The organism is Streptomyces sp. NBC_00872, from assembly GCF_045161915.1.
In the GTDB taxonomy this organism is placed as follows: domain Bacteria; phylum Actinomycetota; class Actinomycetes; order Streptomycetales; family Streptomycetaceae; genus Streptomyces.
The window spans coordinates 7119215-7142654 of sequence record NZ_CP108806.1; the positions used below are offsets into that span (position 1 = coordinate 7119215).

The 23440-nt window shown below is 71.8% G+C and carries 20 protein-coding genes and 3 pseudogenes; 13 read left to right on the forward strand and 10 right to left on the reverse strand.

Annotation, left to right across the window (positions count from 1 at the left end; all coding sequences use genetic code 11):
• Positions 1-3 precede the first annotated feature (3 nt).
• From OG214_RS30425 to OG214_RS30435, 3 genes are all read left to right on the forward strand, one after another.
• Positions 4-1506, forward strand: a complete 1503-nt coding sequence (locus OG214_RS30425; protein ID WP_365900372.1) for a tripartite tricarboxylate transporter permease — start codon at positions 4-6, stop codon at positions 1504-1506.
• A gap of 209 nt (positions 1507-1715) precedes the next feature.
• A complete protein-coding gene (locus OG214_RS30430; protein WP_405986536.1) occupies positions 1716-2933 on the forward strand; it encodes a methyltransferase domain-containing protein in 1218 nt (405 codons plus the stop codon).
• A gap of 44 nt (positions 2934-2977) precedes the next feature.
• Complete coding sequence (locus tag OG214_RS30435; RefSeq protein ID WP_383033884.1) at positions 2978-3352, forward strand: GntR family transcriptional regulator; 375 nt, start codon at positions 2978-2980, stop codon at positions 3350-3352.
• Positions 3353-3482: 130 nt separating this feature from the next.
• Here the strand turns inward: OG214_RS30435 and OG214_RS30440 are convergent, their stop codons facing one another.
• From OG214_RS30440 to OG214_RS30455, 4 genes and pseudogenes are all read right to left on the reverse strand, one after another.
• Entirely contained in the window at positions 3483-4592 is a 1110-nt protein-coding gene (locus tag OG214_RS30440) for a DUF5925 domain-containing protein (protein WP_363079312.1), read from the reverse strand.
• Positions 4593-4732: 140 nt separating this feature from the next.
• Positions 4733-5608 carry a polysaccharide deacetylase family protein gene (locus OG214_RS30445; protein WP_405986537.1) on the reverse strand — a complete coding sequence of 292 codons (876 nt, stop codon included), beginning with the start codon at positions 5606-5608 and terminating at the stop codon, positions 4733-4735.
• Positions 5609-5922: 314 nt separating this feature from the next.
• Positions 5923-6879: pseudogene (locus tag OG214_RS30450) on the reverse strand (glycosyltransferase family 2 protein); the annotation flags it as partial.
• Positions 6880-6905: 26 nt separating this feature from the next.
• Positions 6906-7799: a glycosyltransferase family 2 protein gene (locus OG214_RS30455; protein WP_383033880.1), complete on the reverse strand. Its 894-nt coding sequence runs from the start codon at positions 7797-7799 to the stop codon at positions 6906-6908.
• A 588-nt stretch (positions 7800-8387) separates the two neighbouring features.
• Here OG214_RS30455 and OG214_RS30460 point away from each other — a divergent pair.
• The gene (locus OG214_RS30460; protein WP_405986538.1) at positions 8388-9197 is read left to right on the forward strand and encodes an SGNH/GDSL hydrolase family protein; all 810 of its coding nucleotides are present in this window, start codon (positions 8388-8390) and stop codon (positions 9195-9197) included.
• A 325-nt stretch (positions 9198-9522) separates the two neighbouring features.
• Entirely contained in the window at positions 9523-9786 is a 264-nt protein-coding gene (locus OG214_RS30465; RefSeq protein ID WP_363079309.1) for a hypothetical protein, read from the forward strand.
• Between the two features lie 327 nt (positions 9787-10113).
• On the opposite strand, the gene OG214_RS30470 is transcribed toward OG214_RS30465, so the two are convergent.
• The 3 genes from OG214_RS30470 to hmgA form a co-directional block, all read right to left on the reverse strand.
• The gene (locus tag OG214_RS30470) at positions 10114-11322 is read right to left on the reverse strand and encodes a type ISP restriction/modification enzyme (protein ID WP_405986539.1); all 1209 of its coding nucleotides are present in this window, start codon (positions 11320-11322) and stop codon (positions 10114-10116) included.
• 159 nt (positions 11323-11481) lie between these two features.
• Positions 11482-12264: a GntR family transcriptional regulator gene (locus OG214_RS30475; RefSeq protein WP_405986540.1), complete on the reverse strand. Its 783-nt coding sequence runs from the start codon at positions 12262-12264 to the stop codon at positions 11482-11484.
• 42 nt (positions 12265-12306) lie between these two features.
• Complete coding sequence (hmgA, locus tag OG214_RS30480) at positions 12307-13635, reverse strand: homogentisate 1,2-dioxygenase (RefSeq protein ID WP_405986541.1); 1329 nt, start codon at positions 13633-13635, stop codon at positions 12307-12309.
• Positions 13636-13801: 166 nt separating this feature from the next.
• Here hmgA and OG214_RS30485 point away from each other — a divergent pair, with 166 nt between their 5' ends.
• The 6 genes and pseudogenes from OG214_RS30485 to OG214_RS30510 all read left to right on the forward strand — a co-directional run.
• Positions 13802-14431 carry a TetR family transcriptional regulator gene (locus tag OG214_RS30485; RefSeq protein WP_383033974.1) on the forward strand — a complete coding sequence of 210 codons (630 nt, stop codon included), beginning with the start codon at positions 13802-13804 and terminating at the stop codon, positions 14429-14431.
• A 75-nt stretch (positions 14432-14506) separates the two neighbouring features.
• Positions 14507-14686: pseudogene (locus OG214_RS30490) on the forward strand (pentapeptide repeat-containing protein); the annotation flags it as partial.
• A 133-nt stretch (positions 14687-14819) separates the two neighbouring features.
• Positions 14820-16076: an MFS transporter gene (locus OG214_RS30495; protein WP_405987662.1), complete on the forward strand. Its 1257-nt coding sequence runs from the start codon at positions 14820-14822 to the stop codon at positions 16074-16076.
• 114 nt (positions 16077-16190) lie between these two features.
• On the forward strand, positions 16191-17546 hold the full coding sequence (locus tag OG214_RS30500) for an ABC transporter ATP-binding protein (RefSeq protein WP_363079304.1): 1356 nt from the start codon (positions 16191-16193) through the stop codon (positions 17544-17546).
• Positions 17547-17911: 365 nt separating this feature from the next.
• Positions 17912-19114, forward strand: coding sequence for a PP2C family protein-serine/threonine phosphatase (locus OG214_RS30505; protein ID WP_405986542.1), 1203 nt, complete (start codon positions 17912-17914; stop codon positions 19112-19114).
• 4 nt (positions 19115-19118) lie between these two features.
• A pseudogene (locus tag OG214_RS30510) lies at positions 19119-19584 on the forward strand (alcohol dehydrogenase); the annotation flags it as partial.
• 34 nt (positions 19585-19618) lie between these two features.
• Here the strand turns inward: OG214_RS30510 and OG214_RS30515 are convergent.
• Complete coding sequence (locus OG214_RS30515) at positions 19619-20578, reverse strand: DMT family transporter (protein ID WP_405986543.1); 960 nt, start codon at positions 20576-20578, stop codon at positions 19619-19621.
• A gap of 188 nt (positions 20579-20766) precedes the next feature.
• On the opposite strand from OG214_RS30515, the gene OG214_RS30520 reads away from it, so the two are divergent.
• Entirely contained in the window at positions 20767-21396 is a 630-nt protein-coding gene (locus OG214_RS30520; RefSeq protein WP_363079300.1) for a TetR/AcrR family transcriptional regulator, read from the forward strand.
• 14 nt (positions 21397-21410) lie between these two features.
• On the opposite strand, the gene OG214_RS30525 is transcribed toward OG214_RS30520, so the two are convergent.
• Complete coding sequence (locus OG214_RS30525) at positions 21411-21872, reverse strand: MaoC family dehydratase (protein WP_363079298.1); 462 nt, start codon at positions 21870-21872, stop codon at positions 21411-21413.
• A gap of 109 nt (positions 21873-21981) precedes the next feature.
• Here OG214_RS30525 and soxR point away from each other — a divergent pair, with 109 nt between their 5' ends.
• Positions 21982-22557 (forward strand): redox-sensitive transcriptional activator SoxR, encoded by a 576-nt coding sequence (gene soxR / locus OG214_RS30530; protein WP_405986544.1) that lies wholly within the window; start codon positions 21982-21984, stop codon positions 22555-22557.
• 107 nt (positions 22558-22664) lie between these two features.
• Here the strand turns inward: soxR and OG214_RS30535 are convergent, their stop codons facing one another.
• Positions 22665-23276, reverse strand: coding sequence for a hypothetical protein (locus OG214_RS30535; RefSeq protein WP_363079296.1), 612 nt, complete (start codon positions 23274-23276; stop codon positions 22665-22667).
• Positions 23277-23440 lie beyond the last annotated feature (164 nt).

Sequence of the window (23440 nt, forward strand, 5' to 3'; positions counted from 1 at the left end):
CCGATGGACTCCCTCAACTCCCTCCTGGACGGCTTCGGCACGGCGCTGACGCCGATCAATCTGCTCTGGGCCGCGATCGGTGTGCTGCTCGGCACGGCGATCGGCGTACTGCCCGGTATCGGGCCCGCGATGGCGGTCGCCCTGCTGCTCCCGGTGACCTACGGACTCGAACCGACCGGCGCGTTCATCATGTTCGCCGGTATCTACTACGGCGCGATGTTCGGCGGCTCCACCACCTCGATCCTGCTCAACACCCCGGGCGAGAGCGCGGCGGTCGTGGCCGCGATCGAGGGCAATCCGATGGCCAAGGCGGGACGCGGCGCCCAGGCGCTGGCCGCCGCCGCGGGCGGGCATTTCGCCGGCGGCATGATCGGCACGATCCTGCTGGTGGTCCTCGCCCCGACCGTGGCGTCGCTCGCCGTGGACATCGGCGCCCCCGACTACTTCGCGATCATGGTGCTGGCGTTCATCGCCGTCACCTCCGTGCTCGGCTCGTCCCGTATCCGCGGTCTCGCCTCGCTGCTCATCGGTCTCACCCTCGGACTGGTCGGCCTCGACCAGATGACCGGTCAGCAGCGGCTGACCTTCGGCACGCTCCAACTCGCCGACGGCATCGATGTGGTGATCGTCGCGGTCGGTCTCTTCGCGATCGGCGAGGCCCTCTGGGTCGCCGCCCATCTGCGCCGCTCCACCGGTGAGGCGATCCCGGTCGGCCGCCCCTGGCTCGGCCGGAACGACATCCGGCGCACCTGGCTGCCCTGGCTGCGCGGCCCGGTCATCGGCTTCCCGTTCGGCGCGATCCCGGCCGGCGGCGCGGAGATCCCGACCTTCCTCTCGTATGTCACCGAGAAGCGGCTCTCCAAGCACAAGGACGAGTTCGGCAAGGGCGCCATCGAGGGCGTCGCGGGACCCGAGTCCGCGGCCTCCGCCTCGGCGGCCGGGACGCTGGTCTCGATGCTGACCCTCGGACTGCCCACGACGGCCGTCGCCGCCGTGATGCTGGCCGCCTTCCAGCAGTACGGCATCCAGCCGGGACCGCTGCTCTTCGAACGCGAACCCGACCTGGTCTGGGGCCTGATCGCCTCGCTCTTCGTCGGCATGGTGCTGCTGCTCGCGCTCAATCTGCCGCTCGCGCCGGTCTGGGCGAAGCTGCTGCGCATCCCGAGGCCGTATCTCTACGCGGGAATCCTCTTCTTCGCGGCCGTCGGCGCGTACGCGGTCGGCGGCGAGGCACTGGACCTGGTGATCCTGCTGATCATCGGTCTGATCGGGTTCGGGATGCGGCGGTACGGGCTGCCGGTGCTGCCCGCCGTGATCGGTGTCATCCTCGGCCCGGCCGCCGAACAGCAGTTGCGGCGTGCCCTCCAGATCAGCGACGGCAGTGTGACCGGTCTGGTCGACACACCCTTCTCGGTGACGGTGTACGCGGTGATCGTGCTGCTGCTGGTCTGGCCGGGGGTGAGGAAGCTGATCGCCGCCCGCCGCCGCCCCACCGCGTCGGTCTGACCCGCGTATCGGCCCAGCGCCGCGTATCCGCCCGACCCGAGCCGGATGTCCCGCCCTTCCCCCATGGGGGCGAGGCATCCGGCTCGCCCGTTCCGCCATCGCCCGTTCCGCCATCGCCCGTTCCGCCATCGCCCGTTCCGCCATCGTCCGTTCTGCCGTCTGCTCTGCCCTCGCCCGTCGTTGTCAGTGGTGGCTGGCACCATCGCAGCATGACCATGACCGACTGGGATTCCCGCGCCGACTCCTTCGACCAGGAGCCCGATCACGGACTGCGGGACCCTGCCGTCCGCGCGGCCTGGGCCCGCCGGATGGCGTACTGGCTGCCGCCCGAGCCCTCCTGGGTGCTGGATCTCGGGTGCGGTACGGGCAGTCTGGCCCTGCTCGCCGCCGAGCGGGGGCACCGGGTGACGGCCGTCGATCTCTCACCGCGCATGGCCGCGCTGGCCCGGGAGAAGCTGGCGGGCACGGACGCAGAGGTGCTCGTCGGGGACGCGGACCGGCCGCCGGTGGCGCCGCGGAGCTTCGATGTGGTGCTCGCCCGGCATGTGCTGTGGACGCTGCCGGATCCCGAGCTGACGCTGCGGCACTGGGCCTCGCTGCTGAGACCGGACGGTCGGCTGGTGCTCGTCGAGGGCGTCTGGTCCGGCACGGGTCTGCCGGCGTCCCGGCTCATCGCCGCCCTGGCCCCGCTCACCGAGCGCGTCCACCATGATCGACTCTCGGCCGACTCCGCGCTCTGGGGCCGCCCCGTCGACGACGAGCGGTACGCGCTGATCGCCCGGTCGTCCGGGATCCGGCGCCACAGCGAGGTGGTCGATGTCCATCTGATCCTGCGCAGGGGGGACGAGGTGCTGCTCGCCCGCCGCTCCGGCACGGGATACGGGGACGGCCTGCTGAACGGCCCCTCGGGGCATGTGGAGGACGGCGAGGACGTCCGTACGGCCATGATCCGTGAGGCGTACGAGGAGATCGGCGTCGAGCTGGCCCCCGACGAGCTGCGGGTCGCGCTGGTCATGCAGCACCGCGGACCGGGTGGCGGAGCAAGGATCGGCTGGTTCTTCGAGGCGGAGGTGGACACGGAGACCGAGACCGAGACCGAGGCGGCGACGGAGGCGGAAACGGGGGCGGGGGCGGATACGCCGGCCGGGCAGACCCCGGAAGGCGGACGGCCCGGCCGTGTGCCGTACAACCGCGAGCCGGACAAGTGCTCCGGTCTCTCCTGGCACCCTCTGTCCGCCCTGCCGGACGACATCGTCGCCTACTGCCGGGCCGGTCTGGAGGCCTATCGCGCGGGCGAACGCTTCGTCATCCACTGGCACGAGGACGGCGATCCGGTCGGCCATGTCCCGGGCGGCGCCGGCCGGGCGGTCGTGCTGCCCGCCGCGGATGTCCGGGCCGGCGCGCGGGCCGCCGGGGGTCATCCATGAAGTCCGCTCTCCACAGCCCGTTTCCGGTGGGGGAGAATCGGTCCGTGACCTTGAAGATCGTGATCGACCCGGCCGCCGCGACCGCTCCGTACGAGCAGCTCCGTACCCAGATCTCGGCGCGGGCGCGCTCCGGCGCGCTGCCCGTGGGATACCGGCTCCCGACCGTACGGGGACTCGCCGAGGAACTGGGGCTGGCCGCCAACACCGTCGCCAAGGCCTATCGCGCGCTGGAGTCCGACGGGGTGATCGAGACACGGGGCAGGAACGGCACCTTCGTCGCCGCCGCCGGTGACGCCGCCGAGCGCGAGAGCGCGAGCGCCGCGCTGGCGTACGCGGAGCGCGCGCGGCGTCTCGGGCTCGACCGCGCCGCCGCGCTGGCCGCCGCAGAGGAGGCGGTGCGCGCCGTCTACGCGGACTGACCCGTACCCGGCGCCGTCCGTCCCGGGACCGGCGGCAGAAGAGCCCGGCGCCGGTGCCGTCGGAGACTGTCCGGACGTCGGTGGCTGTCGGAGCGCCGATGCCGTCAGAGCATCGGTGGCCGTCGGCGTGTCAGAGATAGAGCCCCGCGTCCGAGCCCGCCTGCTGGGCCGGGACCGAGGCCGGACCGCTGCCCCGTCGCAGCGCGTACAGCTCGGCCAGCGTCGCGCCCTCGCGGCCGACCGACGCCTCCCAGTCGCCGTCCTCCCTGCTGAGCCAGGACAGCGCCTCCGACCGGGTCAGCGAGCCGACCTCGATCCGGGCCAGACAGCGGCCGGGCCGGACCACCGCCGGATGCAGCCGCTCCAGATCCTCATTGGTCGTCACCCCCACCAGAACGTTCCTGCCCTGCCCCAGCAGACCGTCGGTGAGATTCAGCAGCCGCGACAGCGCCTGGCCCGCCGTGTGCTTGGCCTCGCCCCGGATCAGCTCGTCGCAGTCCTCCAGGAGCAGCAGCCGCCAGCGGCCCTTGGCCGAGCCGTCGTCCTCGCCGATCGCGATGTCCATCAGATAGCCGACGTCGTTGAAGAGCCGCTCCGGGTCCAGTACGCAGTCGACCTGGCACCAGTCGCGCCAGGAGCGGGCCAGCGTACGCAGGGCGGAGGTCTTCCCGGTGCCGGGCGGGCCGTGCAGCAGGAGCAGCCGGCCCGCGATGTCGTCCGGGGTCACCTTCATCAGCCGGTCCATCGCGTCGGCCACCGGCGCGGTGTAGTTGGGTCTGACCTCGTCCCAGGTACCGGCGGCGATCTGCCGGGTGGTGCGGTGCGGGCCGCGCCGGGGCGACACGTACCAGAAGCCCATCGTCACATTCTCGGGCTGTGGCTCCGGCTCGTCCTGCGCGCCGTCCGTCGCCTGCTGATGGATCTTCTCGGCGAGTTCACGGGTGACGGCCGTCACGGTGACATCCGCGCCACGGTTCCAGCGGGAGACGAGCAGCGTCCATCCGTCGCCCTCCGCGAGGGTCGCGCTGCGGTCGTCGTCGCGCGCGGAGCGCAGCACGGCGGCGCCGGGCGGCAGCAGGGTGACGCCCGACCTGACCCGGTCGATCGTCGAACTGTGCGAGTACGGCTGCTCGCCCGTCGCGAAGCGGCCGAGGAACAGCGCGTCGACCACATCCGACGGCGAGTCGCTGTCGTCGACGGTGAGCCGGATCGGCAGTGCGTCCTGAGGCTTGGCAGACATGCCGCCCATGATCCGGCACAGGGACGGCCGATGCACGGTGTTTTGACTCCGGCGGCGGGCCGCGCCGGACGCGCCGGGCCCGGTCCCGGCCGGCGGCCGCCGTACGGCCGGGACGTCGGAGGGCAGTTGATCCCGCCTCGTCATGGACGGCCTGCGCTCACCGTACGGCCCAGCGCGACCGCCCGGCGGGCGCGGCGCACCAGGGCGTACCCCTTGGTCAGCGCCCGGTCGCCGGCGAAGGTACGGGCGACCGCCCGTCCCTCGACGAGCCGTCCGAACTCCTCGATCCCGGTGGCGCGCCGTACGGTCACCCGTTCCAGGGCGTACGGGCCCTGGCCGCGCCGGGCCAGCGCGTTGCCCACCGCGACCGACTGGGCGAACCCGGCCGCGCGGACCGTACGCCGTACCCGCCGGCTGGAGTAGCCGTACGGATAGGCGAACGAGCCGGGCGCCGTGCCCAGCTCGTCGGCGATGATCTCCCGGCAGCGCAGGACCTCGGACCCGAGCCGTTCGTCGTCGAGCTGGTCCAGCTCGGGATGGGTGTGGCTGTGGCCGCCGATCTCCAGTCCCGCGGCGGCCAGTTCCCGGGTCTGGTCCCAGTCGAGCATGGTGTCCGGTGCGCCGCCCAGGTCGTACGGTCCGCGCAGCCACCCGGTCGAGACGAACACGGTGGCGGCGAAGGAGTACGAGGAGAGAACGGGCAGGGCGTGCCGGTGCACACCCTCGTAACCGTCGTCGAAGGTGATCAGTACGGGCCGGGGCGGCAGGGGCCGGGGCGGCACCGGTCCGCCGGTCCGCCAGGCCCCGGCCAGCCGTGCCGTGGTGACCGGGGTGAATCCGCGTGCGTGGAGCAGCTCCATCTGCTCGGTGAAGGCGCCGGGCGAGACGGACAGGGCGCGGGTCGCGGGGGCGGGCCGGTGTCCGACGGCGTGGTACATGAGGATCGGTACGGCCGCCGGCGGCCCTGACGGGCCCGGCGGACGCTTTGCCGCCGGGCCCGTCGGAGCGGTCGTCATACGGCGGCTCCCCGGGGGTCGCGGACGCTCTCGCCGCTGGCGCCCGGCGCGCCCGCCACGGACACCGGGGTGACGGCTTCCGCCGTGGGCGGCGCGCCCGCCGGGACGGACGGAGCCACCCCGCGCGCCGGAGTCACCCCGCCCGCCGCGCCCAACGGAGTGACCGTGTCCGGAGTGACCGTGCCCGGAGCGACCGCGTCCGGAGGTGGCGCGTCCGGGGGTGGTGTGCCCACCGGAGCGACCCGGCCCGCCGGAGTGACCGTGTCCGGTGCGGTCCACCGGTCCGTCACGGCTGTGCGCGCCGCCGGGCCCGGTTCGACCGGGCCCGACGAGAAGGTGATCCCCCCGCCACGGGTACGGAAGCGGCCCACCAGATAGCCGGCCGCCGCCGTGGTCACACCCGCCACGATCGCCCCGGCGCGGCCCGCGCCGCCCCGGCGTCCCAGCGCCGCGTCACGCAGCCCCCGCGCGACCCCGGCCGGCAGTACGCGGGTGGTGTAGCGGCGCTCGGATTCGAGCCCCTTCTCCGCCCCCACGCTCCGGGCGACCAGCGCCTTGGAGAGCCCCTCGGCGTAGGTCCGGGTACGGAAGTAGCCGAACCGGCGGCGCCCCGCCGGGACCTTGTGGTGGATGACCGACCGGTCGTCGATCAGGATCACCGCGCCCGGTACGGCCCGGGTGAGCCGGATGCACAGCTCCGTCTCCTCGCAGCCCAGCGGGCGCTTGTCGCCGTCGCGTCCGATACCCGTCGCGAACCCCCCGGCGGCGTCGAACGCGGTCCGCCGGAACGAGGCGTTCCCGCCGAGCACATTGCGGACCCGTACCTTCCCGCCGGGCAGCCCCCGGTACGTACAGCCGACGACCCAGTCGAACTCCTCGGGGAACCAGTCGGGTCTGCGCCCCGACGACCAGGCGGGCTCCGTCCGTCCGCCGACGGCCAGCACCCGCGGGTCCTCGTACGCCTCGTCGAAGAAGCGCAGCCAGTCGTGTTCGGCCACGGCGTCGTCGTCGAGGAACGCGACCAGCTCACCGCGGGCGGCGGCGATTCCGGTGTTGCGGCCCGCGGAGAGGCCGCGGGGGCCCGCGTTGGCGAGCACCCGCACCTCCCCGCGCGCCGTGTGCTCCTGGTACTCCCGGCCGAGCCGCTCCAGCAGCGCGGTGTTGTGGTCGACCACGAGCAGGGTCTCCAGGGCCGGCAGCGACTGGGTCCGTACCGAGTCGACGGCCGCGAGGATGTCCTCCCAGCGGTCCTCGGTGTAGACGCAGATCACCACGGAGAAGGGCCGGTGACGGTGGCTCAAGACACCTCTCCCCGGGGAATCGTGACGCGCATCGCGACCGGACCGCCGCTCACGGCCCGTGCCGCACGTGCCGCGAGGGTCACCCGGGTCGCCCGCGCCGCGCGGGCGGACCGGGGCACTCCCCTCTCCCGGAGGATCACCCGGAGGACCCGGAGACCGTCCCGTACGGCTCTCAGATTGCTGACCCCGTGGATCCGGTCGTACTCGTGGCTCGGTATCTCCTGCACCTTCAGCCCGGCCTTGACGACCCGGATGTTCATCAGGGTCTCGACCTCGAACCCGGTGCAGTCCAGCGTGATGTCGTCCAGGCAGTGCCGCCAGAAGGCGTTGTAGCCGTAGCAGAGATCGGTGTAGCGGGCGCCGAACTTGGCGTTGACGACGGCGCACAGGACGCGGTTGCCGAGCTTGCGTATCGCCGTCATGTCGTCCGTGCCACCGCCGTTGGCGAAGCGCGAGCCCTTGGCGAAGTCGGCACCGGAGACCAGGGCCGAGACATAGGAGACGATCTCCTGGCCGTCGGCCGAGCCGTCCGCGTCGACCATCACGATGATGTCGCCGGTGCACGCGGCGAATCCGCTGATCAGGGCATCGCCCTTGCCCTTGCCGCGCTGTGCGACGACCTTGACCTCCGGCCACAGCTCACGGGCCACCCGGACGGTGTCGTCGCTCGAATCGCCGTCCACCAGGACGACTTCATGGATCCAGTCGGGCAGTGTTCTGAAGACATACGGAAGGTTCCGTGCCTCGTTCATCGCGGGAATCACCACGCTCACGGGCGGAGCGATGGCGAGATGCGAGGAGACAGGCCGGTAGTGCTGTGCCGTGACGCGTTCCGGTTCGCCGATCAAGGGATCCTCGCCCGGCACCGCCGGGCGCAGAAAAGCGCTCACGATCTCGTTCCCTCTCGTCCGGTGGACCGCCCGCCCCCGGGCGGTCCGGCTGAGTTTCCGGTTCGAAAGGGGGGTTGGTTCTCACCCCGGACATGACGGTACGGAACTCCGTGCTGAGCGGGTGAGCTGCGGTACTGGCCGCGCGGCACGCGACTCGGCACCAGGTCCTGTCCGCTGCGTCCCGCCTGACCCGTGGGCGGACGGCGTGACGCGTCGGACAGCTCCTGGTGAGGTCACTGAGCACGGCACCCCCCTACCGCGCCCCGCCCCGGGACCCATCGCGACGCTTGAGCCCTCCCCTTGAGCCGCCATGCCGATGGACCGATGCGGGTGGATGTACGACGGTATTGATGAATCGGACTGTATGGCAAGACCTGAGACGTCGTCTCACCTTTTGGCTTCTTTGGCCGTACTTCGACGGTCACATCCGTAACATCCCTGATCAGGTCTATTCGATCTCTTACGAACTGTGGGGGATCCGGCGATGTGTCCGGAAACCTCTGCGAAATCTTTTTGGCATGGACACTTCCAGTCAACTGAACTGCCTGGTAACAAAGTTGACGCAGAGATCCTGCTCAGGGAGGTCCTATGAAACTGTCCCGAATCACGGCGTTCTCGTCCTCGCTCCTTCTGGGCGCGGTGCTCGCTCTCACCGGAGCGGCCTCCGCCCAGGCCGCGGAACCGGTCGCCGCGGTCGACTATGTGGCGCTGGGCGACTCGTACTCCTCAGGCGTCGGCGCCGGCAGCTACGACAGCTCCAGCGGCAACTGCAAGCGCACCCCGAAGGCCTATCCGGCCCTCTGGGCGGCCGCGCACTCACCCTCGACGTTCGCGTTCACGGCGTGCTCCGGCGCCCGTACGGGTGATGTGACCGCCGGTCAGCTCGGCCCGCTCACCTCGGGCACCGACCTTGTCAGCATCAGCATCGGCGGCAATGACGCGGGCTTCGTCGATGTGATGACGACCTGTGTCCTCCAGTCGGAGGCCACCTGTCTCAACCGGGTCGCGCAGGCCCGTAGTTTCGTCGACGGCACGCTGCCCGGAAACCTCAACTCGGTGTACACGGCGATCAGATCGAAGGCGCCCTCGGCCCGGGTGGTCGTCCTCGGATATCCGCGCTTCTACCAGCTCAACGGGAACTGCGTGGTGGGGCTGAGCGAGAACGAGCGTGCCGCGATCAACGCCGCCGCCGACCATCTCAATCTGGTGACCTCCAAGCGGGCCGCCGATCACGGCTTCGCCTTCGCCGATGTCGCCGGAGCCTTCACGGGGCATGAGATCTGCTCCGGTTCGGCCTGGCTGCACAGCGTGAACTGGCTCAACATCGGGGAGTCGTACCACCCCACCGCCGCCGGTCAGTCGGGGGGCTATCTGCCGGCCTTCACCTCCGCGGCGTGACGCGTACGAGACCGGCACCGGGTCCAGGGCCACTTCCGAAGAGCCCCGGAGCCGCTGTCGGTCTCGTGCCGGTCCATGGCCGGAGGACTTCGGAGGCCGGAGGGCTTCGGAGCCCGGAGTCCGGAGCCCGGAGCCCGGAGCCCGGAGTCCGGAGCGACGGGAGTGGCGAACTGTCCAACTCGCCCTGAAATAAGATGGATCGAGCCATGGCCGTCAATCCCCGTACGGGTGCGGTTCATTGCCAAGGCGGGATACACGAGTGTCGTGAGGGGGCGATAGGGTTACCCTGCCCGGGTCGGGTGCCCTCGTACGGGTGGGGAGTGAAATGAAGCAGATAACGGTACACAACAGGGCACGAGTCCCTGCGATCACCTGCGGGAGCAGCGCGACCAGTTCGCGTCTCGACCGCCATCTCTCGGTGCTCGGCGGCCCCGCCGTACCACAGGGTGAGACGGCCGAGGCGACGCTGCTGATGCGCGAGCTGACCTCGCGGGACACCTCCGAGACGCATACCAGCAAGAGCGCGCGGGTCTCACTCTTCGCGCCGCTGCGACGTCTGCGCCGCTCGCTGTTCGGCAGCCGCGGCTGAGCCATACGGCATACGGCCCGGTCGGTGCCCGGACGTCGCACGCCCCGACGGTCCGGCGCTCGGACACTCCCCGCGCCCGGACAGTCCGGCTCCGACGGTCCGGAACGCGTCTGGACGATCATGATATCCGGTCGCGGTGCCGCCTCCGCTCGCCCGTCACTCCACGGCCCGCGGCACCGCGTCGGTGATCTTCCCGTACGGAGAACCCTCCCCGATTCCCGCTCGTCGCGCGGCGGCCCCGCCGGTGTCCACTCCCCGTCACCGGCCCCGGCCCGCCGCGTCGGCCCCGGCCCGGAGTGAAGGGCGGGTGAGCCGGATCGGCGCGGCTCAGATCAGGGCGAACTGGCCTTCCGGGCCCTCCTCGTGGTGGTCGAGCACCGAGGCGGGGCGCCGCGCCGCCGGCGGGACCGGGAGGATGTCCGCCGCGCGCAGCTCTTCCCTGCCGATCTCCGGGCCTCCGCGCAACTCCTCCTGGCGCGGGCGCAGTTCCGCGAGGAGCGCCAGGACCGTGATCAGTTCGAGCAGGTCGGAGGTCCACTCCTGGGGCCACGCGGCCGGGCGGATGGCCTCCAGGGTGCCGGGGACCGCAGGCGCGGTACGGCGCTCGAACCACAGCTCCAGCGTCCGCACGCCGCCCACCGTGAAGTCCCATGCCCCGGCCGGTACGGGCGAGATCCGGCCCGTACCGAGCAGGAGGGCCTCGTCCTCCGGATCGTATGCGATCGTCTCCGGCCGGTCGGGGACCGCGGCGCGCACATAGGGCCGCCGGCCGCCGGGCAGCCGGGGCCGCTCGCCGCCGTGTGCCCCACGGAGCTGGATCGTGGTCATCCGCCGCCCGAGCGCGGTTCCGGCGGCCCAGACGCCCGGATCGGCGGTCAGCGGGACCGCGGGGCCCTCGGGGGAGGGAACGGCCGCGGCCATGGCCCAGGCCAGCAGCTCCCCGGCGGTGACCGCATGGCCGAAACGTGCGGAGAGAAGGGCGAGCAGTCCGGGGGTGACATTGGGCTCGGCGCCGCCGGGGCGGCGGTAGAGCGGCCGGACGCGCCCCGGCCGGCCCGCCGGTGAACGCCCGTCCGGGAGCAGCGCGCTCACCAGCAGCGCGGGTCCCCCGGCCTGGGGCACGTACCCCTGCTCGACGGCGAAGAGCTGATGGGCGTCCGCGACCCGCCACAGCTCGGGGCGTGCCGCGTCGATCAGCCGGTGGTCCGGGATCAGCCACTGCTCGTCGAACGGTCCGTGCAGCACCCGGCGCGGCGCCGGACAGCGCCCCGACTCCCGTACGAACCGGCCCGTCCCGCCGGCCCCGCCAGGCAGCGCGGCGACCGCGCTGTAGGGGGTACGGGCCCGGCTCGGCCCGAACAGTTCCTCGCGCTCCGCGCCCTCGGCCGCCATGAGCCGGTCCCAGCGGGCGGTGAGGGACGGCTGGTCCGGGGCCAGGATCCAGGCTCTGCCGAGCCGCAGCGGGGCCGTCGACCACGGCAGGAGATCGCCCAGCAGCGGGCTGCCGCCCGTCGTCCCGGACCGCGTCGCCGTCATGCGGACCGCCCCTCCCGTCGGTCTGTGCGCTCTCGGCGGCATCGTATCCGCCGCCCTCGCGAAGCCGTCCGGCGCCGGTTCGATCCGGAAAGGGCCGGCTTGTCCTGTCCCCGAATGATCCCGAAAGGCCTGGCGGCCCAAGGGCTTTCCGGACAGGGCCTAATCGCCCCCGGGTGGCTGCGGTTCGCCCGTGAGGTCCGTCTCCACCGTCACCGAGAACGAGAAGCGGTCGCCCCGGTAACGGATACGGGCCACGTCCACGACCCGGCCCCGGTCGTCGTAGGTCACGCCCGTGTAGTGGAGGATCGGGCTGAGCAGCGGCACCTTGAGCAGTTCCGCCGTGGCCGGGTCCGCGAGCCGGGCCTCCACGGTGTCCGTGATCCGGCTGATCCGGACACCGAGGGCGTCGCGCAGCACCTTGGTCATCGGCCAGCGCTCCAGATCGGTCACGTCAAGACCCGCCGCGATCTCCGGGCGGACCGCGTTCTCCGCCCAGTTGACCGGCTCACCGCTCTCACCGTCGCAGCGCAGCCGCCGATAGGTGACGATCTCGTCCAGCCCCGGGAAGTACTCGGCGAGTTCACCGGGCACGGGCGCCGGCCCATGGCCGAGGACCGTCGTCCGCTCGCCCGACTGCTGTGCCACGACCGCGTCGATCGAGCCGAGCAGCCGGCGCGGGGCACCGCGCCGCGCGCCCGGCTCGATAAAGGTGCCGCGTCTGCGGTGCCTGCTGATCAGCCCCTCCTCCTCCAGCTCCTTGAGGGCCTGACGCATCGTCAGCACGCTGACCCCGTAGTGCGCGGCGAGCTGCTCCTCGGTCGGCAGCCGCAGCGGATCGTGCGGGCGCCGGCCCAGTATCGAGGCACGCAGCGACTGCGAGACCTGGTACCAGAGCGGCAGCTTGCGATTCAGGACCAGCGAGTCGGGGGCGAAGGCGGTCACCGGCTACTCCACAACTGTGAATCTCGGGGCAGGGCCCGGAGGTCAGGGCCTGAAGTGGCGCTCAAGACCCTGCCACACCCGGTCGTAACCCCGCTGGAGATGGGTGGCTTCCGCCGCCTGCGCGGTCGCCGTGACCGGCCAGCGCGTCTCGAACATGAAGGCGAGACCGTCCTCGATCTTCTGCGGCCGCAGCTCGGCGGCGCTCGCTCGGTCGAAGGTCTCCCGGTCGGGTCCGTGCGCCGACATCATGTTGTGCAGCGAGCCGCCGCCGGGGACGAAACCTCCCTCGCCGGCCGTCTTCGCGTCATAGGCCCCCTCGATCAGGCCCATGTACTCGCTCATCACGTTGCGGTGGAAGTACGGCGGCCGGAACGTGTTCTCGCCGACCAGCCAGCGCGGTGCGAAGACCACGAAGTCGACCCCGGCGAGGCCCGGGGTGTCCGAGGGCGAGGTCAGCACCGTGAAGATCGACGGATCGGGGTGGTCGTAGCTGATGGAGCCGATCACATTGAAGCGCCGCAGATCGTAGACGTACGGCACATGATTGCCGTGCCAGGCGACGACATCGAGCGGCGAGTGGTCGTAGGTGGCGGCCCAGAGGTTGCCGCAGTACTTGCTGACGACCTGGACCGGCCGCTCGATGTCCTCGTACGCGGCGACGGGGGCCAGGAAGTCACGGGCGTTGGCCAGGCCGTTGGCGCCGATCGGACCGAGGTCGGGGAGGACGAACGGCCTGCCGTAGTTCTCGCAGACATAGCCGCGCGCCGTCTCGTCCAGCAGCTCGACCCGGAAGCGGATCCCGCGCGGGATCAGCGCCACCTCGCCCGGACGGGCGGCGAGCAGGCCCAGTTCCGTACGGATCAGCAGCCCGCCGCGCTCGGGGACGATCAGCAGCTCGCCGTCGGCGTCGCTGAACACCCGGTCGGTCATGGCGGTGTTGGCGTGGTAGAGGTGGACCGCCATACCCGTACGCAGGGCCGCGTCGCCGTTGCCGCCCAGCGTCCAGAGCCCGGCCAGGAAGTCCGTGCCGGGGTCCGGGTCCGGCAGCGGGTTCCAGCGCAGCCGGTTGGGATCGGGGACGGTCTCGGTGAACAGGCCGCCTCTGACCGAGCCGTTGGCGATACGGACGAACGGCGGATGCGCGGCCGACGGACGGATGCGGTACAGCCAGGACCGCCGGTTGTGCGCGCGAGGCTCGGTGAAGGCGCTGCCGCTGAGCTGCTCGGCGTAGAGGCCGAGGGGCGCCCGCTGGGGGGCGTTGCGGCCGAGCGGCAGCGCGCCGGGCACGGCCTCCGAGGTGTGTTCATTGCCGAAACCGGGGGAGTGCTCCAGGTCCTCGGCCGTCTTCCGTGCCCGCTCGATGCCGTTCATCGTCCGCGTCCGCTCCCTGCTCAGGCGATCCCGGTAATCCTATGGACAACCGTAGGATTGTCACAGCGGCACGTCAACGGGGCCACGCGGCATCATGGAGTCCGTGTCACACGACCGCACGGACGCGACAGCGCGAGCGAACCCGCACACGGAGCCGGCCGGCGGACTGCGCAGGGCCCCCGTCCAGCAGCGCAGTACGGAGCGGCTCGCCCGGATCCTCGACGCCTGCGCCGAACTCCTCGACGAGACGGGATACGAGCAGCTCTCCACCCGGGCCGTCGCCGCCCGCGCGGGCGTCCCCATCGGCTCCGTCTACCGCTTCTTCGGCAACAAGCGGGCGATGGCCGACGCCCTCGCCCGGCGCAATCTCGACAGCTACGCCGCGCGTATCACCGAGCGGCTGGCATCGCTGGACGCGCGCGACTGGCGGGGCGCCATCGACGCCGTACTGGACGAATATCTCGCCATGAGGCGCACCGTGCCCGGCTTCGCGCTCGTCGACTTCGGCGCCCAACTCCCCCTGGGGACACGGGTGGCGGCCCGTGGCCCGGACACCGGTCCGGCCGATCCGGAGTCCGATCCCGGGCTCCGGGTCGTGGGCCGTCTCACCGGACTGCTCGCCGCCCATCTCGGCCGGACGCCCACCGAGGCGCTGCGGCGTACGGTCCTGGTCGCCGTCGAGGCCGCCGACGCGCTGCTCCAGCTCGCCTTCCGTACGGACCCGGCCGGCGACCCCGCCATCGTGGCCGAGACCCGGGAACTGCTCCGCGCGTATCTGGCCAGGACACTCGACTGAGACCGGTGGCCGCGCCCCCGCCCGGAAACGGGCCCTGGCGTGATCGCCGGCGGTGCCCTGACGTCACCGCGGGCGGTGCTCGGCCGTCATCGCGGGCGGTGCCCGGCGCCGGAATCCTCTCCGGCATCATCTGATGGTGCCCGCCTCCGACGTGCCCGCCTCCGACGTGCCCGCCTCCGACGTGCCCGCCTCCGACGTGCCCGCCTCCGACGTGCCCGCCTCCGACGTGCCCGCCTCCGACGTGCCCGCCTCCGACGTGCCCGCCTCCGACGTGCCCGCCTCCGACGTGCCCGAATCCGACGTACCCGACGTACCCGACGTACCCGCGCCACGGACGCCGGTCCCAGGGGCGCCCGCCCCGGGAGCGCCCGCTCCGCGCGCGGCCCCGGTGTCCGACGGGCGGGGCTGGCTCCTCCGTCTCGTCATCGCGTTCGCCTTCGCGCAGGGCGCGGTGTCGATGGCACGTCCGGCCGTCTCCTACCGGGCGCTCTCCATGGGCGCGGACGAGCGGGCGATCGGTGTGATCACCGCGGTCTACGCGCTGCTTCCGCTCTTCGCCGCCGTACCGCTGGGCCGCAGGACCGACCAGGGGCGGTGTGTCCCGCTGCTGGTGGCCGGGGTGGTCCTCATCTCGGCCGGCTGCGCCCTCAGCGGTACGGCGGGTTCACTCACCGCCCTGGGCGTCTGGAGCGCGCTGATGGGCATCGGCCATCTCTGCTTCGTCATCGGCGCCCAGTCGATCGTCGCCCGCCGCAGCGCCCCGGCCGAACAGGACCGCAACTTCGGCCACTTCACCATAGGCGCCTCCCTCGGCCAGCTCGCGGGACCGGTCGCCGCCGGGCTGCTGGTCTCCGGACAGGGCGTCGGCATGGCCCGTACGAGCGCCCTCGCCCTGCTCGCCTCCGCGGTGGCCGCCGCCGTCGCCCTCACCTCGCTCTGGCGGATCGAGCCCGGTGGCTCCTCCCGTCCGGCGGGAGCGCGGTCCACGGCTTCCGGGCGTTCCGCCAAGGTGTCCGTCCGCCGCATACTGCGGACCAGGGGCGTGCCCGCGGGCATGTTCATCAGTCTGGCCGTGCTCTCCACGACCGATGTCCTCACCGCCTATCTGCCGGTGATCGGTGAGCAGCGCGGGATCGCGCCCGCCACGATCGGTCTGCTGCTCAGCCTGCGCGCCGCCGCCACCATCGCCTGCCGGCTGGTGATGCCGCCGATGCTGCGGCTGCTGGGCCGTACGGTCCTGCTCACCGTCACCTGCGCGCTCGGCGGAACGCTGTGCGCGGGCATCGCCCTGCCCCTACCGGTGTGGGGCCTCGCCCTGGTGCTCGGCGCGCTCGGGTTCTGTCTGGGGGTGGGCCAGCCGCTGTCGATGACGACCGTCGTACGGGCCGCCCCCGACGAGGCCCGCTCCACCGCCCTGGCGCTGCGGCTCACCGGCAACCGCCTCGGGCAGGTCGCCGCGCCAGCCTCCGCCGGTCTGGTGGCGGGGGTCGCCGGAACGGCCGCGCCGTTCGTGATGCTCGGCGCGCTGCTGCTGGCGGCGGCCGGACTCGGTGCGCGGAGTCCGGGCGGCGGGCCGCGGGGGCGCCGCCGGTCCCCCCTTGACGGAAACCGGTTGCCGAACCGGTTCTTCGCGCGTCGTACCTGATGCCCGTTCCGTACCTACGCTCCGGGACTTCGCCAGAATCGTTCCCTGACCGCGCGTAGTCGGCTAACTTCAGGCGTCGCAGCCGCTCCCTCTCTCCCTCCCGGGCGGAACCCCATGAGTCGCGCCATCTCCCTGAACAGCGTCAGCAAGGTGTACGGCCGGTCCACGCGCGCCGTCGACCGCTTCTCCCTCGATATCTCGCCCGGCGAGTTCGTGGTGCTTCTCGGCCCCTCGGGCTGCGGCAAGTCGACCGTGCTCCGCATGATCGCGGGACTGGAGGACATCACCGAGGGCGATCTGCTGCTCGACGGCGAGTACTCCAATCTGATGCCGACCCGGGAGCGGGGCATGGCGATGGTTTTCCAGAACTTCGCTCTCTACCCGAATATGACCAACCGCGACAACATCGGCTTTCCGCTCCGGCTGGAGAACCCCCGCGCGGACACCGCCGAGCGGGTCCAGGCCACCGCGAGGATGCTCGGTATCGAGAGTGTGCTCGACCGCTACCCGAGCCAGCTCTCCGGCGGTGAACGCCAGCGCGTCGCGATGGGACGCGCCATCTCCCGGCGGCCCTCCGCCTTTCTGATGGACGAGCCGCTCTCCAATCTGGACGCCAAGCTGCGCAGCCATCTGCGCGCCGAGATAGCCCAGCTCACCGCCGAACTGGGCGTCACCACCGTCTATGTGACACATGATCAGGCCGAGGCGATGTCGCTCGGAGACCGGGTGGCGGTGATGCGCGGCGGAGTGCTCCAGCAGGTCAGCGCGCCACGCGAGGTGTACGCCCTGCCGGAGAACGTCTTCGTCGCCGCGTTCATCGGCACCCCGCGGATCAATCTGCTCCAGGCCGTGGTGTACGCGCCGCTGGACGGGCGGATGTCCATCGACCTCGGCCGGCAGCGGCTGCCGCTGCCCGAACCCCTCAGGCCCGACCACCAGTTGCTCCGTGTCCAGCAGGGCCGGCGGATCATCGTGGGGCTGCGGTCCGAGGCGGCCCGTATCGCCGCGCCGAGCCAGGCCCGCCCCGGTGAGGTGGCGCTGAGCGGCATCGTCGAGCACATGGAGTACCAGGGGCACGAGGCGCTGGTGCATCTCAACACCGGCTCCAGACCGGCCGTGGTGACCGACCTCGAATCAGCCAGTCCCCGGACCGGGGCCGTATCGCGGCGGCGCGGGAAGGGCGGCCGGAAGACGGGCGTGCTGGCCCGGCTCAGGGAGCGCGCGGCCGGGCGTGCCGGGGGTCCCGTCGTGGTCCTCGACGAGCCGGAGGAGGCGGCCGGGCCCGCGTACAGCCCGGACCGTCCGGCCATCACGGCGAGCGATCTCGTCGTCCGCACCGGCCCCGACATGCGGCTGCGTACGGGCGCCCAGGTGCCGCTCCTGGTCGATCTCGCCCATCTCTACGTCTTCGACGACTTCGGCCGCCGTATCTGCCCCGCGCCCAGAAACCTGCCGGGCCTGGACGCCTAGGGCTCCTCTTCCGGAACGTGCTGCTTCCGGAACGCGTCCCACGGCAGGGCCTCGGCGGTGCCCAGGCCCTGTTCTGGGCTGTGTACTACCCTTCAGGAATCAGGGGCGGACATGCGACGCAGGAAAATACCGGAAACCGGCAGCGCCTTTGAGCGTCTGTCACTCGTCGGACACCCCGATCGGACATCGGCACGGCCGGCCCATACCGCTTCTCCCAGGACCGAGAATTCTTGCAGTCCGTTTCAGCAAGAACTGACGCAGGCCTTGAGGCGCAGACCATGGAACGACTCCGCCGGATCACATCGAAATACGTTCTCGCCAATCGGGCGCGGATCGTAGCGGCCGCTGCCGCCACCCGCTCACGTGTGCCGAGCAGCGCGGTGGCCGAGCAGCCGTTCGTCCTGAGACTGCTGTGGCAGGCGCCCAAGGTGCTTCCGGTGACGGTGCTGTGCGTGGTGACGGTGACCGGGTTTCTCGTCTCTCCCGAGATTCATCTGGCCTCGCTCCTGGTGGCCGTTCCCGCGATGACCGCCGGACTCGTGGGCCCCGGCGTCACCGGTGTCATCACCGCGTTCGCGTGTGTGGCCGCGGTCGGCCTGGACATCCGGGACGGTCTGCTGAACTCGGCGATTCTGCCCATCCATGTGATCGATCTGCTCGTGGTGTGCGGTCTCGTCCTGCTCTTCTGGTTTCTGCGGGGGCTGGACACCAAGGCCTTCGACCAGGTCAGATCCGTCTCCGACACCGTGCAGCGCGCCGTACTGCGTCCCCTGCCCCGCCGGATCGGACGGCTGCGGATCGCGTCCGTGTACCGCTCCGCGGCGGCCCAGGCGCAGATCGGCGGCGATCTGTACGCGGTGGCGCAGATCCCGGGCGCGGTCCGGCTCATCATCGGTGATGTGAGGGGCCACGGGCTTCCCGCGGTCGACGACGCCACCGCGGTGCTGGGCGCCTTCCGGGAGGCCGCGCACCAGACCGCCACCCTGCCGGAACTGGTCGCTTCCCTCGAAGGCAGCGTCCGCAGGCATATCACCGAGGCCGGCGTGGCCGACCGCGACAGCGGGGAACGGTTCATCACCGTTCTGGTGGTGGAGGTGCCCGACGACGCGCATGTGGTCCGGATGATCAGCTGCGGCCATCCGCCGCCCCTGAGGTCCCAGGGCGGGACCGCGGAGGTACTGCGCTCGACGCGGCCCGCGCCACCGCTGGGCCTGGCGGGCTCCGCGGAGGAATATCACCTCGACATCTTCCGGCTCGCGCCGGGGGACGTCATGCTCCTCCACACCGACGGCCTGCTGGAGGCCCGTGACTCCACCGGCACGTTCTATCCGGCGTCCGACCGTCTGGCGGGCCTGCGCTGGTGCGACCCCGACCAGCTTCTGGAACTCCTGATGAAGGACCTGCTGAAACATGTGGACGGGCAGTTGCAGGACGATGTGGCGCTCGTCGCGATGGAACGCCTGCGGGAACTGACGGCACAGGCGAAGAACTTATGGCGCGCGCGGAACGTGCCGTCCGTATGGAACGTGCCGTCCGCGTGGACGCGCCGTCGGCCTCTGGCGCCGTAGAACTATCACGCTCACGGAGATCGAGCTTCCCGGGCCGGGTCAGGGCCGGGTCAGGGTCCGGCTCGCCGCCGCCGGTGTCTGTGACTCCGATCTGTCCCTGTCCGACGGGACCATGCGCGGTCGTCCTCAACTGGGCCCCGTCCTGCGGTACATGCCCCGCCTGCGCGATCGGTGAGGTCTGGCTCTGCGACAGCGCCCTCGCGGGCGCGGCCGGTGTCCACGCCCGTACCGCCGACGGCACGGAACTCCACCCCGGCCTGAACGTCGGGGCGTTCGCCGAGGAGACCGTCGTCGCCGCGAACTGTGTGCTGCCGCTCCCCGCGGGGATCCCGCTCACCGACACCGCGCTGCTCGGCTGCGCGGTCCTGACCGGATACGGCGCCGTCCAGCACCGCGCGCGGGTCCGCGCGGGCGAGTCCGTCGCGGTCTTCGGCGTCGGCGGGGTCGGACTGGCCGTCCTGCGGTCCGCCGCGACCCGCTCGCCCCGCCCGCCGCGACCCGCTGTCAGCCCTCCTCCTTGAGCGGTGCGACGACGGCGGGACGACGGCGTGGGCGGGAGCGCGAGACCGCCACCCCGGCGAGACACAGCGCGCCGCCCGCGAGCGTGAGCAGCCCCGGGACCTCGTCCAGGAACAGCCACGACAGCAGCACGACCAGCGCCGGAACCGCGTAGGTCGTCGCGCCCATCCGCCCCGCCGTCGTACGGGCCAGCGCGTACGCCCAGGTCGTGAAGGCCAGCGCGGTCGGGAACACGCCCAGATAGACCATGTTGAGCGTGGCCGGCAGCGGGGCCCTCCCGGCCTCGCCGACAAGCTGTCCCGCGAACGGCAGACAAGCCACCGCGCCGACCAGACAGCCGAAGGTCGTCGCCTGGAGCGCGCTCGCCCGCGCCAGCGAGGGCTTCTGCGCCACCACTCCCGCGGCGTACGCCACCGCCGCCAGCAGGCACAGCAGCACACCGAGCACCGAGGCACGGCCCTCGCCCGACATCGAGAGCCCCACGCCCACCGCGCCCGCGAGCGACACCCCCATGCCCGCCGCCAGCCGGGGCGGCAGTGTCTCGCCCAGCAGCCGGACACCCAGCAGGGCCATCAGGACCGGGCCTATGTTCACGATCATCGCGGCGGTGCCCGCGTCGACCTCCTGCTCACCCCAGTTGAGCGCCACCATGTAGAGCCCGAACCAGAGCACACCGGAGACGGCGATACCGGGCCAGGCCGCCCGCGGCGGCAGCCCCTCGCGCCGTACGAGACAGACCGCGCCGAGGACCAGGCCGCCGGAGAGCAGCCGGCCGAGGGCCAGCGCCCCCGGCGAGTAGGCGGCGCCCGCGCTGCGGATCGAGACGAAGGCCGAGGCCCAGAGCACGACGGTGACACCCGCCGCGGCCAGGGGCAGCCAGGTCGCGGGGGAGGGGCGTGCGGAGTCCGACGGGTGCGTCGGACGGGGTGCGTGCGAGTGCGTCATACGGGGAAGGTACGCGGACGGCGCCCCGGTCCTCATACGATATGCGCGGCCCGGCGCCCGGCCCCTCGTACCGGGCCCGGCGAAGGCCCGCCGAAGGCTCTAAGCGCTTGCTCAGCTCGGGGTATGGTGTTCGTCCTGCCGAGTGGCAGGCCGAACGGCAGGCCGAGGCCGAGTGGAAGGTGTGAGCGATGCGTACGGCGGAACAGACGGCGGACGGCGAGAGCGCTCCGTGGGGTGAGGTCGAGCCGGAGGCGGCCAGAAGGCTGCTGGTCGCCGCCGTCGAGGCATTCGCCGAGCGCGGATACCACGCCACCACCACCCGCGATATCGCGAGCCGCGCGGGGATGAGCCCGGCGGCGCTCTACATCCACTACAAGACCAAGGAAGAGCTGCTCCACCGGATCAGCAGGATCGGGCACGACAAGGCGCTGGAGATCCTGACGGCCGCGGCCGACGGCGGGGGCACGGCTGCGGAGCGGCTCGCCGAGGCCGTACGGTCCTTCGTCCGCTGGCACGCGGAGCGGCACACCACGGCGCGGGTCGTGCAGTACGAACTGGACGCGCTGGCCCCCGAGCACCGTACGGAGATCGTCGGGCTGCGGCGGCGCAGCGACGCGGCCGTACGGCGCATCCTGGGCGACGGGGTACGGGACGGGGAGTTCGACGTCCCCGATGTGCCGGGCACCACGCTCGCGGTGCTGTCGCTCTGTATCGATGTCGCGCGCTGGTTCAACGCGGCCGGCCGGCGTACCCCCGACGAGGTCGGCGCGCTCTACGCCGACCTCGTGCTGCGTATGGTCTCCGCCCAGAAGGCGTAGCCGGCCGGGGGCGGTCAGAAGTAGTAACGGGAGACGGACTCCGCCACACAGGCCGGCTTCTCGCCGCCCTCGCGCTCGACCGTCACCAGGGTGGTGATCTGCACACCGCCGCCCGCCTCCACGGCCTCCGTGAGCACCGCCGACGCGCGCAGCCGTGAGCCGACGGGCACCGGGGAGGGGAAACGGACCTTGTTGGTCCCGTAGTTGACGCCCATCGTGACGTTCTCCACCTGGACGAGCTGCGGTACGAACAGGGGCAGCAGCGACAGCGTCAGATAGCCGTGCGCGATCGTCGTGCCGAACGGACCGGCCGCCGCCCGTACCGGATCCACATGGATCCACTGATGGTCGCCGGTGGCCTCGGCGAAGAGATCGATCCGCTTCTGGTCGATCTCCAGCCAGTCGCTGTGACCGAGCGGCTCGCCGACCCCGGCGCGCAGCTCCTCGGCGGAGGTGAAGATCCTCGGCTCAGCCATGTCCTGTTCCCTGCCTCTCGGCTCGTTCTGTCCAAGCGCTTGCTCAGCTTGCTGGGCCGGGGATCTCCTGTCAACGCGGACACCGTGGACGGACAGTAGGCTTCGAGGGGTGCCACAGATTCCCGAGAAGATCCATGAGCTGACGGTCGGACAACTCTCCGCGCGCAGTGGCGCCGCGGTGTCCGCGCTCCACTTCTACGAGTCCAAAGGGCTGATCAGCAGCCGCAGGACGAGCGGCAACCAACGCCGCTACAGCCGTGACGCGCTGCGCCGGGTCGCTTTCGTACGGGCGGCCCAGCGGGTGGGCATCCCCCTCGCCACGATCAGGGACGCGCTCGCCGAACTCCCCGAGGAGCGCACGCCGAACCGCGACGACTGGGCCCGCCTCTCGGCGGCCTGGCGTTCGGAGCTGGACGAGCGCATCAGACAGCTCGGCAGGCTCCGTGACCACCTCGCGGACTGCATCGGCTGCGGCTGTCTCTCGCTGGAGACCTGCGTCCTGTCCAACCCGGACGATGTCATCGGCGAGCGGATGACGGGCTCCCGTCTGCTGCCGGAGCGCAGGGCCCCCAAGACGCGGAAAGCCGCCGCCCCGGACGCCGCCCCGGCTGCCCCGGACGCCGCTCCGGCCGCCGACGCCGGCGCGGATGCCGCGGGCGCCGCCGATGCCGCGGCCTGCCGCTGACACGGGCCGCACGACGAGAACGCGGGCCGCACGACGAGAGCGCGGGCCGGGAACGCGGGCGGAGACGGAGCGGGGGCGCACCGTCTCGGAGCCCGCCCCCGCGGTTCTCATGCCACCGAGGCGAGTTCCTTGAGCCGTATCCGCTTCGCCCGGTCCAGCGCCTCGGCCGTCAGGACCGGCTGCGGCACGACGATGCCGCAGTCCCGGCAGACCGGTCCCGACCAGGGCTCGTTGGACAGATCGGGTCGCCAGACGATGCCGTTCTCCGCGCAGACCGGACAGGTCGCGCCGGGTTCCGACTCCAGTCCCGAGATCAGCCGGCGCAGCACCTCGGCCAGCGACTCGGACGGATGGACCGCCGGATCGTCGCAGCGGGCCACACCGTTACCGCCCCAGGTCCGCCGGTGCCAGTCGTCGAAGCTCCCGGGCCGCCTCAGCCCGTCGTGCTTCTCGCGCTTGCGCCGTTCCGCGAACTCTCCCTCGTACGCGAGCCAGACGGCCCGCGCCTCCTCCAGTTCGTCCAGCGCGGCCATCAGCCGTACCGGATCGGGTGACCTGTCCTCGGGCTCGATGCTGTGCCGTGCGCACAGATGATCCCAGGTCGCCCGGTGCCCATAAGGGGCAAACCGTTCCAGGCACTTGCGCAGTGAATACCGTCGCAAGGCCAGATCGCACCGCGGATCGCGCACCTGTCTCGCGAGACTCCGGAATCCGGCCATCGCATGCCACCTCCGTCGCTGTTCGGCGTTGAGGAATGGACGTACGCCTGCCCCGTTTGGCTCCATCCAATTCCGGATCGCCTCAATACCCGGGACATCCCGGCCGATTTCGAGCTCTCATCTCTCATTCGGAACCGATTTCAGAGGCGATCCAGAGGAAGGCC

What these genes read in the sequence shown, in the direction of transcription:
- OG214_RS30425 (WP_365900372.1), top strand. Translation starts at nt 4, where the DNA reads ATGGACTCCCTCAACTCCCTCCTGGACGGCTTCGGCACGGCGCTGACG.
- OG214_RS30430 (WP_405986536.1), top strand. Translation starts at nt 1,716, where the DNA reads ATGACCATGACCGACTGGGATTCCCGCGCCGACTCCTTCGACCAGGAG.
- OG214_RS30440 (WP_363079312.1), bottom strand. Translation starts at nt 4,592, where the DNA reads ATGTCTGCCAAGCCTCAGGACGCACTGCCGATCCGGCTCACCGTCGAC.
- OG214_RS30445 (WP_405986537.1), bottom strand. Translation starts at nt 5,608, where the DNA reads ATGACGACCGCTCCGACGGGCCCGGCGGCAAAGCGTCCGCCGGGCCCG.
- OG214_RS30460 (WP_405986538.1), top strand. Translation starts at nt 8,388, where the DNA reads ATGAAACTGTCCCGAATCACGGCGTTCTCGTCCTCGCTCCTTCTGGGC.
- OG214_RS30465 (WP_363079309.1), top strand. Translation starts at nt 9,523, where the DNA reads ATGAAGCAGATAACGGTACACAACAGGGCACGAGTCCCTGCGATCACC.
- OG214_RS30470 (WP_405986539.1), bottom strand. Translation starts at nt 11,322, where the DNA reads ATGACGGCGACGCGGTCCGGGACGACGGGCGGCAGCCCGCTGCTGGGC.
- hmgA (WP_405986541.1), bottom strand. Translation starts at nt 13,635, where the DNA reads ATGAACGGCATCGAGCGGGCACGGAAGACGGCCGAGGACCTGGAGCAC.
- OG214_RS30500 (WP_363079304.1), top strand. Translation starts at nt 16,191, where the DNA reads ATGAGTCGCGCCATCTCCCTGAACAGCGTCAGCAAGGTGTACGGCCGG.
- OG214_RS30515 (WP_405986543.1), bottom strand. Translation starts at nt 20,578, where the DNA reads ATGACGCACTCGCACGCACCCCGTCCGACGCACCCGTCGGACTCCGCA.
- OG214_RS30520 (WP_363079300.1), top strand. Translation starts at nt 20,767, where the DNA reads ATGCGTACGGCGGAACAGACGGCGGACGGCGAGAGCGCTCCGTGGGGT.
- OG214_RS30525 (WP_363079298.1), bottom strand. Translation starts at nt 21,872, where the DNA reads ATGGCTGAGCCGAGGATCTTCACCTCCGCCGAGGAGCTGCGCGCCGGG.
- OG214_RS30535 (WP_363079296.1), bottom strand. Translation starts at nt 23,276, where the DNA reads ATGGCCGGATTCCGGAGTCTCGCGAGACAGGTGCGCGATCCGCGGTGC.